The sequence below is a fragment of the Sphingobacterium sp. InxBP1 genome, assembly GCF_026191775.1.
GTDB lineage: Bacteria > Bacteroidota > Bacteroidia > Sphingobacteriales > Sphingobacteriaceae > Sphingobacterium > Sphingobacterium thalpophilum.
Map to the genome: position 1 here is coordinate 39,234 of NZ_JAINDX010000040.1, position 15,311 is coordinate 54,544.

The window sequence follows — 15,311 nt, forward strand, 5'->3', positions numbered from 1 at the left end:
TTAATGAGCGGAAACTGCTTTTAATCCAATGATAGAAGCGATCAGGGTGAAAATAAAGAATATGCGCCAGAAGTCTGCGGGTTCTTTGAAGAAGATTATGCCCATTAAGACCGTGCCTACAGCACCTATTCCGGTCCATACCGCGTAGGCTGTGCCAAGGGGAAGCGTTTGAGTCGCTTTGATCAGTAAGCCCATGCTCGCAGCCAGAAACACAATAAAGGCACCATACCACAACCATTGTTCACTGCCTTGCGCATCTTTCGCTTTTCCGAGACAAGTGGTAAAACCAATTTCACACAATCCGCCGAGAATTAAAAATATCCAGTTCATATTTTATCTTTTTTGTTTCTGCAACAAAGGTCTGTCTTTTGTGCCAAAATAGTTTTAACATTTGTTAAAAATTGGACTGTATATTGGCGCGGATCCGGCTGAGGGTCACTTGGCTAACCCCCAGATAGGAGGCAATATAACCGAGCTTGATGCGCTGTATATATTGCGGGTATTTTTTCAGTAATTCGGCGTATCGCTCCTGAGCCGTACTAAATAGCTTGGACATGGAGCGCTGTTCGGCTTTGATAAACTCCAGCTCAGCCATTTTCCGACCCCAATTGGCAATGGCGATATCGCTTTCATATAATTCAAACAACTGTTCCTGATCGATCTGATACACTGTACTTTCTTCGAGCAGATCGATATTTTCATAACCCGCGGTACCGTGGACATAGCTATTCATGGATATCAGTGTCCCGCCCGGTGACACAAAATCCAACGTAATCTGCCGCTCGGAGGTCTCATAATATACCCTGGCCAGTCCTGAACCCAGAAAGTAAATGCTGTGCTGTATTTTATCCTGTTGGACGAGTATGCTGTTGCGTTTGCAAACCAGTTTCTTGCTGATCTGCTCTATTTTAGCGCTGCTGTCTGGATTCATAAAATGATAGCTCTGCAGGCAATCTGCTAAAGAAATTACAGCTGTTTCTCCCATTTTTCTAAACGTAAAGTTTCACCGTCCCACACCGCGTAGGTATAGTAATTGATCCATTCACCAAGATTGACAATGCGGCTGCCGGTAGGCAATGTTATATCGTAAGGCAAATGGCGGTGACCGAAGATGTAAAAATCGTGATGCCGCTTATCTTCTATTTCCTTGGCATAGCCAATAAGCCATTCCTTATCCTCGCCCAGAAATTTTTCGTCTTCATTATTGGCGAGCCTGCTGTGTTTGGACCATCGGGTCGCTATTCCAATACCTAGATTGGGGTGCAGGCGGGCAAATAGCCACTGACAAATGCGGCTTCGAAACACTTTTTTTAGCAGCTTATATTTGTAATCGCCCGATCCCAGTCCATCACCATGGTGGATAAAAAATAGTTTGTTGTCCAGCTCCAGTTCCAGTTCGTTGTCGATGATCTGTGCATGGAGCTCCTTTTTAAAGTAATCGAACATCCACATATCGTGGTTACCTTTAAAAAAGGTAATAGGGATTCCCAGGTCCGCGATCTCTGCCAGTTTGCCTAAAAAGCGGAGGTAACCTCTTGGGACTACGGTTTTGTATTCGAACCAAAAATCGAAGATATCGCCAACAAGATAAAGATGGGAAGCATCTGATTTGATTCGGTCCAGCCACTGTATGATGCAGCTCTCCCGCTCATGCGAACGCTCAGGGGGATAAGACCCCAGGTGGAAATCAGAGGCGAAGTAGATTTTTTTTCTCGTTGACATGTGTCCAAAACTAAACAAAATGGCGGCGAATACAAAATTCGCTCCAATATCTTATATGCGAAGCAGCCGCGGTCCATCCACAGGGTGTGATGCTAGGAACTGATAGCGGGGTACCCCTTGTTTTTGATTCAGAAGCTTGCCCATTTCTTATAGACCGGGACCGGCAGTGTGAATACTAGGATGATTATCTATTGAATACGATGGAATCTGAAATTATATTTGTTATTTTTGGTAGAAACTAGTATAAAGTTCTTTATGATAAACAAAAAAATTGGTCTTATCCTGATGATGATAGGTATGGCAGGTACAGTAACAAGTAGCTATGGGCAGCAGTTAAAATATCCATCGACAACTAAAGGAAACGTTGTTGATGAATTTTGGGGGCAAAAGGTGGCGGATCCTTACCGCTGGCTGGAAGACGACCGGTCTCCAGAAACAAAAAGCTGGGTGCAGGCGGAAAATAAAGTAACTTTTGATTATTTAAATACTATTCCTTTCCGCTCCAAACTGAAAGAACAGCTGACCGAGATATGGAATTACGAAAAAATAGGAACACCGTTCAAGGAGGGGGAGTATACCTATTTCTTCAAAAATAACGGCCTTCAGCAACATTCGGTTTTGTACCGTAAAAAAGGGGAGCAGGGAAAAGAGGAGGTCTTCCTGGATCCAAATACCTTTTCCAAGGATGGTTCAACGTCACTGGCAGATGTATCTTTTTCCAAAGACGGCAGTCTGGTGGCCTATTCGATTTCTGAAGGTGGCTCGGACTGGAGAAAAGTCATTGTCCTGCGCGCAAAGGACAAGTCGCCGGTAGGTGAAGCCCTGGTGGATGTGAAATTTTCGGGGATTGCCTGGAAGGGGAACGACGGTTTTTATTATTCCAGTTATGATAAACCCAAGGGGTCTGAACTGTCTGAGAAGACTGATCAGCATAAGTTGTATTACCACAAATTGAATACCCCACAATCCACTGATAAATTGATATTTGGTGGAACGGCCACACCACGGCGTTATGTAGGAGCTTCGTTGACAGATGATGAACGCTACCTGATTATATCAGCAGCGAATACGACCACCGGAAACGAGTTATATTATCAGGATCTGAGCCAGTCAGACAGTAAGATTATCTGCCTGCAGGATAATTTTGATGCGAATACGGGAGTCGTTGACAATATTGGAGATACTTTTCTTTTAGAGACGAACTATAAGGCGCCTAACAATCGGCTGGTGAAGGTCGATCTGAAGAATCCAGCTAGAGAGCAGTGGAAAGACGTCATTCCGGAGACAGAGAATGTGCTTTCCCTGACCACTGGCGGTGGTTATCTGTTTGCGCATTATCTGAAAGATGCTGTTTCCGTCGTCCTCCAATACGACTACACGGGAAAGAAGATCAGACAGATCGAACTGCCGGGAGTAGGTACGGCAAGTGGCTTTTCAGGAAAGAAGAAAGAGAAGGAAATTTACTTTGGCTTTTCAAATTATATTACGCCTGCGTCGAGTTATAAACTCGATGTCAATTCGGGGCAGACAAACCTTTATATCCAGCCAAAAGTCAAATTTGACAGCAATCTCTACGAGTCGAAGCAGGTTTTCTATACGTCCAAAGACGGAACCAGGGTGCCGATGATTATCACTTACAAGAAGGGGATTGATCTAAATGGGAAAAATCCAACAATTGTCTATGGTTATGGCGGATTCAACATCAGTTTGACACCTGCATTCAGTACCTCGGTAGCTGTCTGGCTGGCGAATGGCGGTGTCTATGCAGTTCCTAATTTACGTGGTGGAGGTGAATATGGACAGAAATGGCATGATGGCGGCCGACAATTCAACAAATTGAACGTCTTTAATGATTTTATCGCCGCGGCACATTATCTGCAGGAAAACGGTTATACATCACCAGAATATACCGCATTGTCAGGCGGTTCGAATGGCGGTCTGCTTGTGGGAGCCACGATGACGATCGATCCGAAAGTAGCGAAAGTTGCCCTTCCGGAAGTAGGGGTTCTGGATATGTTACGTTACCATACCTTTACAGCGGGAGCAGGCTGGTCGTACGATTATGGTACTGTCAATGATAGTAAGGAGATGTTTGAGTATCTGAAAGGATATTCGCCTGTGCATAATGTGAAAACAGGTGTTTGCTATCCGGCAACGATGGTGTTGACAGGAGATCATGATGACCGCGTCGTTCCGGCACACTCTTATAAGTTTGCCTCCGAGCTCCAGGCAAAACAGGCTTGTGATAATCCCGTATTGATTCGTATAGAAACCAAAGCGGGACATGGTGCAGGGCGATCTACAGAAGTTTTGATCAATAGCACTGTCGATAAATATGCCTTTGCCCTTTGGAACATGGGGGTGAGGGAGCTCAAGTAGCCATAACGAAAAAAGAAGGACCAGTTCAATATGAATCTGGTCCTTTTGCTTTGTGTTGGACGGTGTTAATTTTCCCAGGTTTTTATGCCTTTGGCCATTTTATCCAATGTCTCCTGATAAATCGGCCGATCATCTTCGCTAGCCATTTCTATTGCTTTATTTTGCCATTTGATCGCCTTTTCTTTTTCCCCTTTTTTATAAAGCAGATTGGCGTACGTATCAAGGAAAGCCGAACTGGGATCTTCTATGATCGATTTTTTGCTCCAGCTGATCGCCGCATCAATACATGCCGGGTCACTGCTGTTATTAAATATGGTCCAGGCAAAGGTATTGAGCTGATGCGCTGTGAAATCTTCGGAAGATAAGTAATCATTGATCGTATTTTTCATCGCAACATAATTTTTGACCTGGAGGTAATAATGTGCTTTTATTTTTTTGAACATGGGCACGAAGTCGATGTCGGGATATTTTGCGGCAAGTTCACTTTGGTAGCTGTCCCAATTCGGTTCATTTTTGGCATCGATTTTTATCTGCAGCAGCTCGTTGACGACCACGTTGGCTAACGTTCGGTTGGCTATACCGGGAGACTCCAGCAGGATATCGATTTTCTCTTTATTGTTGCGAATGAGATTGAACGCTTTGGAGTTTGTAAACTTTGCTGCGGCAAGCAAAATATGTACATTTTCCTTTTTGAAGAGCTCATCGGTGGATAATGAACTGGCCAATGTACTCTCAGCCCGTCGTGCAGTGTTTTCGTCGTAGGCTACATTGGCTGCTTTAAGCATCTGTTTGGCTGTGTAAATGTCCTGCGGTCTTTTTTCAAATTTCTTGAGCAGGGTATAATACTGTGTCTCCGGATATAGACCATCGGTCACATGCTCAACAAATTCAGGTGCGTCGCTGGCGCCGACAATCCGGTGAACGGCTTCACCATCTGGGTTAAATATTAAGAAGGTCGGAAAGGACTGGATATTGTACGCATCGGACAGTGCCCGGGCATCAGCATACCATTTCTTAACGAACTCACTATCCGCATCGGTGGAGTCCATTTGGACGCGAATGCTGATGAAATTCTGGTTGATGGGTTCGCCCACCTGCTCCAACGGAAAGATCTCGTTGCTCATGTATTGGCAGGGGCCGCACCAAGTGGCAAATAATTCAGCGAAGATAAACTTATTTTCTGCCTTCGCTCTTTCTTTGACCTGTTTCCAGCTTAATCCCTCCACAAATTTAACCCCCTTGGTCTGGGAATATACCATATTCCCGAATAAAATAGTAAGGCATAGTGCGATTATACTTCTCATACTCACTGTACATCTAGATTCATAATTAGGTTTAAGTTATTAAATTAATTCCAAAACAAAAACACCTCTGAAATTAATATTTCAGAGGTGTTTTTAAAGCTTGATAAATCCCTTATTTGATATTTATCTTGGATTTTAAATCTTTGGACAAGCCATCTTTGTGTAACAGCAAAGAAGTTGTTTTATAGCGTACAAATTCCTTTGTGGCATATAGATAACCTTTGTAATCATTGGAGGTGCCCCATGAGTTTTTCACGATGTAATATTCTTTACCATTTTGGTCCTTGACCAGACCAACGATGTGCATTCCATGATCGTCAGTTGTCTGCCAGTTGTCGAAGGCTTTTTGTCTCTCTTCTGGTGTTATTTTCATTTCAGGTTTAGGTCCAACAAACATCGTCGCCTTTTCCTGATCAGTCATTTGCTCAAATGGTTTTTCTGGTACGTAGGCAACACCATTTTTCCAGGAAAATCCTTTTTCTGATACATCCGTTGCCCAGGCAACCGTGTATCCTTTTTGTAGGGCATTGTCAATGATATCTGTCAGATCATTCATCTGCACGTTGTAAAAACGGTCGAATGACCAGTTGTCCGGAATCAACAGAACAAACTGACTGTAATAAGGATGATCGGTGACCGAAGCAATACCTACGTAGTCGTCTGGGTTGATGCCGATTACTTGATCCGCGAAGGTACGTGGCGTATACGATTTCCCGTTGTACTCGAATTTTTCAGGAACTTCACCCAGATAGGAGTCCATGGCTGCCGTGTAGGCCTTTTCCCAGTTTGGCGTTAATGTTTTGCCTTTGACAATAGACCCGAGCATAGCATCCAGCATGGAGGTCATTTCGCCAAAGTTGTTGCGGGTAGTTCCGTAATGCAATCCAGTATATGCGGACTGTGGCATTGCACCGTATTTACGGTATGAATTCAATACATCGTGAAACTGGCCACCTTCGCCCAAAGATAGTCCTCCATGAAGGCGGACATACGTGCGTGCTTTGTCCAGGTAGGTATTGCGAGCAGTAAAGATCTGAGAGATTTCGACCGGTTTTTTGCCCATACGGATCATCTCTGACTCCAAAAAGGAGTTGCCAGAATAGGACCAGCATGTACCGGAAGAACCTTGATCCTTAATGGAAGTATTACCAAGGTTGATCACCTCTGTAAATGTAAACCCCGATTTACTATTGTCATTTTGATTTGCTTTTAGGGCATTGATCAAATTGTCCTGTGCTTGTACCTGGAACGAAGCTGCGAAAAGAGAAGCAGCCAGTACAATCGATTTATTCCAATTCATTGTTAGTATGTTGTTAATTTTAAAGTGGTGCTAAAATAAATAAATTAAATTTAGTAAGGCCCATTCCTCTGTAAAATAATTGTTCTAAAAAGGAAGCTCGATTTTGATTCGTTTGATCGAATCAGCGGCTACGTGGACGGTACTGAAAAACAGAGGGCCGTATTCAACGGCCCCTGTTCTATATTATGCTGGGATATTCTTTTTCTTCGGAAATAGGAGTGAGGCAATGATACTTAATGCCAGTATACTAATGATCACAATAAGAGAATGCGTCGTAGTAAAGCCCACTTCGGCTAACCAGTGGTGCAGCAGCATCTTCAGACCGATGAAAACCAATAAAAATGCTAAACCTACTTTTAAGTATTGGAATTTATGGATAATATTGACCAATAAGAAGAACATCGACCGCAGTCCGAGGATCGCAAAAATATTGGAAAAAAAGACGATATAGGGGTCTTTGGTCACCGAGAAAATCGCTGGGATCGAATCGACGGCAAATATGAGGTCGGTAAATTCGATGACAAGCAATACCAGGAAAAGCGGCGTCATATATTTCACGCCATTTTCGATATGGAAGAAATGGCCAGCGTCCAGTTTAGGTGTTACTTTGAAATACTTGGATGCGAATTTAACCACGGGGTGGTTTTGCGGGTCAACCTCTTCTTCCTGGTTGCGGTTGATAAACATTTTTATACCTGTAAATACCAGGAAGGCACCAAAAACATACAGGATCCAGCCAAACTTGGCGATTAAAGTTGCGCCCAGGAAAATAAAGAGGAAACGCATAACGATAGCGCCTAGGATGCCCCAGACCAACACCTTATGATAATAACGTTCGGGAATGCCAAAGGAAGTAAATAGCAATACCATAACAAAGATATTATCTACGGACAGTGCATATTCGACCACATAGCCCGTTAAATATTCAAGGCCAAGATTCTTGTTATAGATGTCCAGGCTAGCAGCTAAGTCTCCCGGGATAATCTTAATGTCGTGATGATGCTTAACGATAATCTGTTGTAGATGGTCCAGATCATGGATATTGTGTAACTCAAACCCGTAGTGACGGAGTAACCAGTAGAAGCCCAGAGAAAAGAGCACCCAGATTGCACTCATGATCGCGGCCATTTTCAGGCTCACCGGTTTGTCGCCCTTAGAAAACAAGCCAAGGTCAATGGCGAGCATCAGCGCAATGAAGATGAGAAAACCTCCAAAAAACATTAATTCGTGACTCATTATTTTTTTCTTTCTGTTGTATATTTTACTAATTGAAGCAATGCTGCCTTGTATTCATTCTCGGGAAAAGCTTCCAGGATCTGGAATGCCTCCTGCTGATATTGTCGCATTTTTTCTGCGGCATAATCCAGACCGCCGCTAGTGCGGACAAAGTCAATAACTTCGGCGACTTTTTTTGGATCTTCATTGTGGTTTCGAACCAGATTGATGATTCGGCGTTTTTCGCTGTTACTGGTATGACTGAGAGCGTAGATCAAAGGCAAGGTCATCTTTTTTTCCTTAATATCATTTCCTACCGGTTTGCCTACATCATCCAGTCCAAAGTCAAACAGATCGTCTTTGATCTGAAATGCAATGCCGATTTTCTCACCAAACTGATGCAGCTTGTCCACGGTCTGCTGATCAGCATTGGACGACGCGGCGCCGCAGGCACAGCAAGAGGCGATCAGGGAGGCCGTTTTCTTCCGTATTACCTCGAAGTAAATGGACTCCTCGATGTCCAGCTTGCGCGCTTTTTCGATTTGGAGCAACTCGCCCTCACTCATCTGGTCTACCGCCTCCGATACGATCTTCAGCAGGTGGTAATCCTGATGTTTTACAGACAGCAATAAGCCTCTGGACAACAGAAAATCTCCCACCAGTACAGCGATCTTGTTTTTCCACAGCGCATTGATCGAAAAGAAGCCCCTCCGTTCATAGGAGTTGTCGACTACATCGTCATGAACCAATGAGGCTGTATGCAACAATTCTACCAAAGCAGCTCCTCTATATGTCGATTCGTTGATTCCATTACAGATCCCTGCAGAAAAGAATACAAACATCGGCCGCATTTGTTTGCCTTTTCGTTTGATTAGGTATTGGGTAATACGATCCAACAGTGGAACGGAGCTTTTCATGGAAGCTTTAAACTTCTTTTCGAAAGCTTCAAGTTCGTGGGCAATAGGGCGTTGGATCTCTTTTAATTTTGACATGAATTAGGGTGAAATACCAAAGTAGTTAAAGCTTAAAGATAATCATTTTGTGATAACTCATCCACTGCTTTTTCCAGATTTTTGTACCATTCTTCGCCATAAGTTCGGATCAGCGGATCCTTCAGAAACTTATATACCGGAACCTGCAATTCTTTGCCAAAGGTGCAGGCATCTTTGCAGATATGCCATCGGTCATAATGAAGCACGTCAAACTCGGGATAATGTGTCGTGCGAATCGGATAGAGATGGCATGAAATGGGTTTGCGCCAATGTATCTCGCCAAGTTCGTAAGCTTTTTCGATAGCACATTTCGTAATACCATTTTCCCAGGTAACGTACGCACACTCCTTATTCCCGTCCACACAGGTGGTGGTCAGATCACCATCTATATCGACCACGTATTTGCCTTGTTCTTCAATGGCTTCAATGCCCTTGGCCGTCATGTAGGGTTTTACCTTTGGATAAATTTCCTCCAGAATAGCCTTTTCACTTTCCAATAAAGGCGCACCTGAATCCCCTTCGATACAGCAGATCCCTTTACATTTTGATAGATTGCACACAAAGTCGTTATTGATCAGATCTTCGTGTACCAACACATTTCCTACTTCAATCATTATTGTTATTTTGAGTAGCTCGCTCTCTGTCCCAGTTTATATTTTAGCCCCTGTGCCTCCAAAAGCTCTAAGGTGACCGAACCGATCAATATATCGACGTTGGCCTTAACCGGGATCCGGTTACCATCGTTGGTAACCCATAGATAAAGTTTGCTATTTTTCTTAAAGATACGTCCCGGTTTGATTTCAGGACTAAATTTGAGGCACTCCAACGTGCCTAACTCGGTTTTTATTTTTTCGATTCCGATATATTGTATCCCTAATGTGGCGATTTCATCATTAAGGAAGTAAGTCAGTTTAAAGGATTCCCCCGGCTTTACGGAAGATAAGTCCAGATTGCGTGCAAAATAGTAGGACGATAACAAATCAAATGTTTGGTCAACTTTTGAGGTGAAATTTCCTTTATTGCCGGACACTGTGCGTGCTTCCTGATTAAAGCGGACTTTATCGTTGCGTCTGTAGCCGCCCTCACGGATGTTTTCCGTGTAGTAATAAGGTAAAAATGTTCTGCTATTTATATAGGAGTTATACTCATTTCTTACCGTGTATATGGAGAATGCTCCGGCTGTTCTGCCAGCAGCATACAGATGGAACGCCGGATTCCCCTGCCCATCTTTGGCTTCGCTCACAGTCAAAGTTCCCGTTGCAGCCGAGATAATACCATAACGTAATCTATACTTTAATTTTTCTCCTGCTTTAAAGGCAGATTCCTTCAAATGGGGCAGGTCTTGTGCGAAAACAGTACTTACAAAAACGGATAAGTAAAGGAGCAAAGTCGATATAAGTTTCATGTACGTAAGTTTACGAAATTTGTTTGAAAGAAAATGTTATTTTCTCTTAAAAACGGGAACTGTCGAACAGGGCTCACCGTACATGATACTTTTTGCTACTTTGCTGAGTCTCACGGTAAATTGCACAAAGGCAGATTCCGGAATTTGAATGTCGCCACAGCCTTTTACAACGACCCGCTGGTCCCGATATTGCTCCATATCGATGTGTGCTATGGCGGCGGCATACTGGATACGCAGGAGTTCGTCCAGGTCGCCGAAGATGACAGTAGCAGCATAGGGTTCAAGCTTATTGGCCAGTAGCATATAGGCCCAGGTAGGTACGATGGCATCTGCGCTGCAAGTGATCGCTACATGTTTGCCTGTATACTGTGACCAGTCGTGCGATTTTATGAATTCGCGGAAGTCTTTCTCCTTTAGAATCAATCCGTGGAATAAATTATCTTTAATGTCATATAATACATTATCAGCATGAGGGTGATAATCTGCCAGATCCACCGTGATCAAGCCACTCTGTGCAACCTTATTGACAATATTTGTTTGAATATCCATATCCTATCAAAAAAAAAAACCGGACGATAATTCGTCCGGTTACAAATTTACTCAAAAATCTTCTAAAAGAATTTCACTCTATTGTCAATGATTTCAGCTTTGTCCTGTAATGCACGGAAGATTGATCCCCACGCGCGTTGAGCTTTAGCAGCAAGCATTTGTTTCTTTTGCGCATTGATGTCAGGGATTGCCGCCGGATTGGTGAAACCATTTACCTGTACCACATAGACACCTGTGTTGCCCTCGATTGCTTTGGAAGGCTTGTTTGGCTGCAGACCGAATACGGTACCTACTACTGTGTTTTCGAGTGCGACACCAGGAATCACCGGATTTGCAAACACAACATTCTCCACCTGGATCGCTGATTTGCCTACTTTCTGAGCGACCTGATCAATTGAAGAAGCACCGGCTAAAGCTTTGTCAAATTTCTCTTTCAACAGCCTTGCTTTCACCATATTTCTTACAGCAGGTTCAATATCTTTTTTTACTGCATCCAGAGCAAGTGTTCCCTTAGGCTGTATATTGACTAAATGAGCCAAGATGTAGGAAGTTTCAGTTTCAAACACTTTGTCCGAAACATCACCTTTTTTAGCTTCAAACGCCCAACGAATCAAATCACGTGGAGCTTCAGCGCCGTCGAGCACATTGTCCATTGCCGATACGCGGGAAGCTGTACGCGCTTCAAGTCCTAGCTTCTTCGCCTCCTGAGCAAAGTTTTGCGCGGTAGCAGCTGATAAGAATGCAGTCGCTTTACTATGCGCGTTGTTTAATGTTTCTTTACCGCTGCTGATAACTTTGTCAATGATGGCTACCTTAGCATATTTGGCTGTGCCGATCTGTTTTTCTATTTTGATGACATGGACACCAAACTGAGATTTGACAACTTTGATCTCGCCAGCTTTGCCTTCGAATACAGCTTTTTCAAATTCAGGAACCATACGGCCTCTGGTAAACGTACCGAGCTCACCACCGTTGTTTTTACTTCCGGGGTCGTTGCTGAACTGTACTGCGAGGGCAGCAAAGTTGTCTCCTTTCTGAATTAGACCTTTGATCGAATCTGCTTTTGCCAATGCCTTGTCGACACCACCTTCTGCAGTTGGGTCCAATAAGATATGAGAAGCTTTCACTGAGTCAGGACCTACTACAGTCGATACGACTTTTGCAATTTCATAAGCACCATTATTTAAAAATGGACCAACTGTAGTACCCGCTGCTACATTGAATACCACGGAATCCAAAGAAGGACTCAACTGACCTTTTTTTACATAGGTGAATGGGTATTTGTTGTCCGAGTTGATGGACGCAAATAAGGAATCATCTTTAGCTACAATCAGGTCTTGTTTCAGTTTGTTGATAGCCTCTTTTACAGCCAAGGAGTCTTTGGCAAGTGGTTTGGCGTCCACAACGACATATTGGATGGCACGGGTTTCCTCCTGCGTCTTGAACATATTTTTATGTTCGTCATAATATTGCTGAAAATCAGCATCTGATAACTTGACATCCGCATCTTTTACCGAAGCGTAATCCAACAGAATATATTTAAAGTTTGCCAGCTTATTGCGCTCTTGGTATTCTTCGTTTGCCTCCAATGACGTTACATATACACTGTTGGAAAGCAATTCGCCATATTTACTGCTTAGGCGTTCATCGCGTACACCTTCAAGCAAGGCTTCCCACTGTTGGGCCACTGCTGGATTGCCAGCGGTGTTCATCTGGCTTATGAAAGTCATCAATTGACCATGGTCGAATTGTCCAGTTTGGGGATTCGTAAAAGCCTGAACGATCTGTGGTGAAGGATTTGGCCCTTTTACTAAATCATTCAACTCGTCTTTACCCACGGTCAAACCGACTTTTTCGATTTCTTTCTTCAAGATTTCTCTAGACAAGAATTGATTCCAAACCTGTTGTACGGCGTAAGTTCTCATCTGAGGAGTGACCGCGCCGCCCATTTGCTGTTTGAACATTTCTTCTGCTTGCTCTACCTGTTGGTTGAACTCAGGATACTCAATTTCCGTTCCGTTGACTTCCCCTACACGATTTTGATGTCTTGCCCAAAAAGGAGCTCCTCCTCGAACGACATCGCCTAGTAAAAATGCTAAAATTGCGATAGCCATTGCTGCTGTCAAGATGATACCAGCTTTGTTACGCAAAAAGCCCATTAATCCCATAGTCTGCTTATTGTGTTTATATTGTGTAAATACTTGTATTTCGTTAATTTATGCATAGCATAGCAAAATGCGGTGCAAGATACAATTTTTATAAAAAAAAACGGAATATTTTCCTGAATGTAAGAAAACAAATTTGAAAACAAATTGTATAAGCTGTTTTTTGGAGAGTTGCTGGCCTCATCCTGCGATGGCATAACCGTGACGCGAAACAATAAGACCCCTTATCAACTGAACGTGTTGTTTGATAACAGTGGAGCTATCTGCCGCCTATCGTTGGAAACAAGCTGTTGTCTTTGATGATTACCATGCCTGTCGCATTCTGGATATTGGCATGCAAGAGGTCTTTATCAGAGCTAAATGAGGTTCCCTGCAGGTTGCCTCGCTGATCTTTAAAGAACGCTTGGATCGGAACATGGTTGTAAAAGGTTCTGTTGGGGTCTTTGGCTCCTTCGTCGTAGATAATTTCTTCCGTTTTAAAAACTGACCCATCCGCGATGGTCACGACCACATTCTTCGTGAAGATCGTCAGTTTCTCCTTCTCCTTTCTTACCGCGTGATCGGAGGTAATACGTTGTGTTTCTTTGAGATTCTCGTCGTAAAAAATGATTTTAATACTCTTGGGGAAGATGTACACCTGACTACTGTCGTGCTTGATGCGCATTTCGGGCGCTGTCAGGTTAGCTTTAACTTTGGACGAGTCACTATAAATAATGTCAACGTGGCGTGATATATCCACTGCTTCTTCTTTCTTTAAGTTGGCAATCCGGTCGACCTCTTTCAGGTCTGGTTCACAGGACGTCAATAAGAGCGCCCCTAGTAAAACGAGCATGACCAGGGGCGATAAATATACTGTTATGGAATTTGCAAATATTTTGCGTCCCATCCTATTAGTTGAATTGATTTCTGACGAACCAGCGGTCATTTAAGGTAAAGCCGATGTTGATATTGATATATCGTTCGCGTAAGAGACCGTTTGCAATTTTGCCCATTTGGCCGAACTCGGCAGATACATTGATTTTGGAGAACGCTCCTGTATATTGATTACGGGCCAATGGTAAACCCACGCCGACGCTTACAGCCATATCGTTGATATTCTGGTCATTTAAATAGTACTGTGTCTTGTTGTACCTGAAACCAAGACGATAGTCAATCTGGTTTAAATACTTAAAGGATGTCCGGTCGGGTGTCAATTGTCCCCCTACAGCTACGCCATAGTTTTTACGTAGACGGTTTTCGCCTGTACGAACCTGAAATCTAGACCAATCAGCATATTTAAAGTCCGCACCAACCAACCAGCGGCCACTGCGGGCCAAGGTAAAACCGACGTTATGTTTTAAAGGTAGCGTCAAATGTCTACTTTCACGAGGCGATTGGAAGGTCGTATCTGTAGGTAGATTGGCATTGTCAGGATCTGCTGATGGTGCAAGCCTCGTTACAAATGTGGTGGAGCGATCCTTGATATCGTTGTTTAAGGATCCGGAGTATCCAAGCGTGACGGCGTATTCCTTATTGAAGACATGTTCGTATTGTAAACCATAGTCAAGAATAATACCCTGAATTTCGCGTTTGTCCTGTTGCTGTACATTCAGTGCGCCGGAAGACACGGGAAATTCCACACGGCTATAATCATTTAGTGTGCCAAAAAGATAAGACACGTTAGCTCCTATACTCAGACCTTTAACTAGCCTGACACCCCAACCCGCATAAGCTTTGGTCAAACCGCCTTCGCCTGTAAACACCTTTCGGAAGACGGACGAATTAATAGTTTCCTGTGATTCCGTACGGTAGCCCACATCCGAATAGGGTAAAATACCCAAGCTGATACCACCAAACCGCTTCATCGGAAAGGTCATGGTGATATGGCTGAAAGCAAAATCCGCTGTATTGTCCGACCGGGTTGTTGAATTTAGCTGAGTAAAGTTGCCATACAGCCCAGCATCAAAAATGCTCATCCTCGCTGCGGAGTACGAGGCCGGATTGCTTGGGTTGGTATTGTAGTAAAGTCCATCCAAGGTACGTACACCAGTACTGATACCGCCCATCGCTCTCTGCTGAGGTAATAAATCTTCACGCATTTGGCCTATCCCCAACTGAGAATAAGGTGAGGCGGATGTTGTTTTTTGAGCAAATGCGGTCGTAGAACTAGCTAAAAGTCCACCTGCTAACAACAGTTGGAGGGATTTATTTTTTAGAGAGCTTATAAAGCGTTTCTGCATGGTCAACCTATAAAATTGAGAAACTAATGTTTATTTAGTTTGAGTGAATCTTCGAGTTTTT

At 43.5% G+C, this 15,311-nt stretch carries 14 protein-coding genes; 1 reads left to right on the top strand and 13 read right to left on the bottom strand.

The genetic code is table 11. The annotated features are described in order from the left end of the window. From K7A41_RS04565 to K7A41_RS04575, 3 genes are all read right to left on the bottom strand, one after another. A complete protein-coding gene (locus K7A41_RS04565; RefSeq protein WP_028072436.1) occupies positions 1–330 on the bottom strand; it encodes a DMT family transporter in 330 nt (109 codons plus the stop codon). Between the two features lie 64 nt (positions 331–394). Beyond that, positions 395–985, bottom strand: coding sequence for a Crp/Fnr family transcriptional regulator (locus K7A41_RS04570; protein ID WP_051607377.1), 591 nt, complete (start codon positions 983–985; stop codon positions 395–397). After that, positions 967–1,722 (bottom strand): UDP-2,3-diacylglucosamine diphosphatase, encoded by a 756-nt coding sequence (locus K7A41_RS04575; protein ID WP_028072438.1) that lies wholly within the window; start codon positions 1,720–1,722, stop codon positions 967–969. The genes K7A41_RS04570 and K7A41_RS04575 overlap by 19 nt, the downstream gene beginning before the upstream one ends. A 255-nt stretch (positions 1,723–1,977) precedes the next feature. On the opposite strand from K7A41_RS04575, the gene K7A41_RS04580 reads away from it, so the two are divergent. After that, positions 1,978–4,101: a prolyl oligopeptidase family serine peptidase gene (locus K7A41_RS04580; RefSeq protein ID WP_265712785.1), complete on the top strand. Its 2,124-nt coding sequence runs from the start codon at positions 1,978–1,980 to the stop codon at positions 4,099–4,101. Between the two features lie 65 nt (positions 4,102–4,166). Here the strand turns inward: K7A41_RS04580 and K7A41_RS04585 are convergent, their stop codons facing one another. The 10 genes from K7A41_RS04585 to K7A41_RS04630 all read right to left on the bottom strand — a co-directional run bounded on the left by K7A41_RS04585 (position 4,167) and on the right by K7A41_RS04630 (position 15,202). Beyond that, complete coding sequence (locus tag K7A41_RS04585; protein WP_265712786.1) at positions 4,167–5,405, bottom strand: thioredoxin family protein; 1,239 nt, start codon at positions 5,403–5,405, stop codon at positions 4,167–4,169. Between the two features lie 112 nt (positions 5,406–5,517). Continuing rightward, positions 5,518–6,705, bottom strand: a complete 1,188-nt coding sequence (locus K7A41_RS04590) for an aminopeptidase C (protein ID WP_028072441.1) — start codon at positions 6,703–6,705, stop codon at positions 5,518–5,520. A 183-nt stretch (positions 6,706–6,888) separates the two neighbouring features. Next, positions 6,889–7,941: a TerC/Alx family metal homeostasis membrane protein gene (locus tag K7A41_RS04595; protein ID WP_265712787.1), complete on the bottom strand. Its 1,053-nt coding sequence runs from the start codon at positions 7,939–7,941 to the stop codon at positions 6,889–6,891. Then, a complete protein-coding gene (locus K7A41_RS04600) occupies positions 7,941–8,912 on the bottom strand; it encodes a polyprenyl synthetase family protein (RefSeq protein WP_265712788.1) in 972 nt (323 codons plus the stop codon). Before K7A41_RS04600 ends, K7A41_RS04595 begins: the two co-directional genes overlap by 1 nt. Before the next feature lie 32 nt (positions 8,913–8,944). Further along, on the bottom strand, positions 8,945–9,526 hold the full coding sequence (locus tag K7A41_RS04605) for a DUF3109 family protein (RefSeq protein ID WP_265712789.1): 582 nt from the start codon (positions 9,524–9,526) through the stop codon (positions 8,945–8,947). A gap of 5 nt (positions 9,527–9,531) precedes the next feature. Further along, complete coding sequence (locus K7A41_RS04610; protein WP_265712790.1) at positions 9,532–10,317, bottom strand: DUF3108 domain-containing protein; 786 nt, start codon at positions 10,315–10,317, stop codon at positions 9,532–9,534. A gap of 36 nt (positions 10,318–10,353) precedes the next feature. Further along, complete coding sequence (locus K7A41_RS04615; RefSeq protein ID WP_265712791.1) at positions 10,354–10,866, bottom strand: DUF2480 family protein; 513 nt, start codon at positions 10,864–10,866, stop codon at positions 10,354–10,356. 62 nt (positions 10,867–10,928) lie between these two features. Further along, positions 10,929–13,034, bottom strand: a complete 2,106-nt coding sequence (locus tag K7A41_RS04620) for a peptidylprolyl isomerase (protein ID WP_265712792.1) — start codon at positions 13,032–13,034, stop codon at positions 10,929–10,931. A gap of 256 nt (positions 13,035–13,290) precedes the next feature. Then, positions 13,291–13,863, bottom strand: a complete 573-nt coding sequence (gene lptC, locus K7A41_RS04625) for an LPS export ABC transporter periplasmic protein LptC (RefSeq protein WP_232048632.1) — start codon at positions 13,861–13,863, stop codon at positions 13,291–13,293. A gap of 58 nt (positions 13,864–13,921) precedes the next feature. After that, on the bottom strand, positions 13,922–15,202 hold the full coding sequence (locus K7A41_RS04630) for a hypothetical protein (protein WP_265712793.1): 1,281 nt from the start codon (positions 15,200–15,202) through the stop codon (positions 13,922–13,924). Positions 15,203–15,311: the final 109 nt, after the last annotated feature.

Excerpts from the sequence above, each read along its gene's own strand:
- K7A41_RS04565 (WP_028072436.1), bottom strand. The coding sequence starts at position 330 with ATGAACTGGATATTTTTAATTCTCGGCGGATTGTGTGAAATTGGTTTT.
- K7A41_RS04570 (WP_051607377.1), bottom strand. The coding sequence starts at position 985 with ATGGGAGAAACAGCTGTAATTTCTTTAGCAGATTGCCTGCAGAGCTAT.
- K7A41_RS04575 (WP_028072438.1), bottom strand. The coding sequence starts at position 1,722 with ATGTCAACGAGAAAAAAAATCTACTTCGCCTCTGATTTCCACCTGGGG.
- K7A41_RS04580 (WP_265712785.1), top strand. The coding sequence starts at position 1,978 with ATGATAAACAAAAAAATTGGTCTTATCCTGATGATGATAGGTATGGCA.
- K7A41_RS04585 (WP_265712786.1), bottom strand. The coding sequence starts at position 5,405 with ATGAGAAGTATAATCGCACTATGCCTTACTATTTTATTCGGGAATATG.
- K7A41_RS04590 (WP_028072441.1), bottom strand. The coding sequence starts at position 6,705 with ATGAATTGGAATAAATCGATTGTACTGGCTGCTTCTCTTTTCGCAGCT.
- K7A41_RS04595 (WP_265712787.1), bottom strand. The coding sequence starts at position 7,941 with ATGAGTCACGAATTAATGTTTTTTGGAGGTTTTCTCATCTTCATTGCG.
- K7A41_RS04600 (WP_265712788.1), bottom strand. The coding sequence starts at position 8,912 with ATGTCAAAATTAAAAGAGATCCAACGCCCTATTGCCCACGAACTTGAA.
- K7A41_RS04605 (WP_265712789.1), bottom strand. The coding sequence starts at position 9,526 with ATGATTGAAGTAGGAAATGTGTTGGTACACGAAGATCTGATCAATAAC.
- K7A41_RS04610 (WP_265712790.1), bottom strand. The coding sequence starts at position 10,317 with ATGAAACTTATATCGACTTTGCTCCTTTACTTATCCGTTTTTGTAAGT.
- K7A41_RS04615 (WP_265712791.1), bottom strand. The coding sequence starts at position 10,866 with ATGGATATTCAAACAAATATTGTCAATAAGGTTGCACAGAGTGGCTTG.
- K7A41_RS04620 (WP_265712792.1), bottom strand. The coding sequence starts at position 13,034 with ATGGGATTAATGGGCTTTTTGCGTAACAAAGCTGGTATCATCTTGACA.
- lptC (WP_232048632.1), bottom strand. The coding sequence starts at position 13,863 with ATGCTCGTTTTACTAGGGGCGCTCTTATTGACGTCCTGTGAACCAGAC.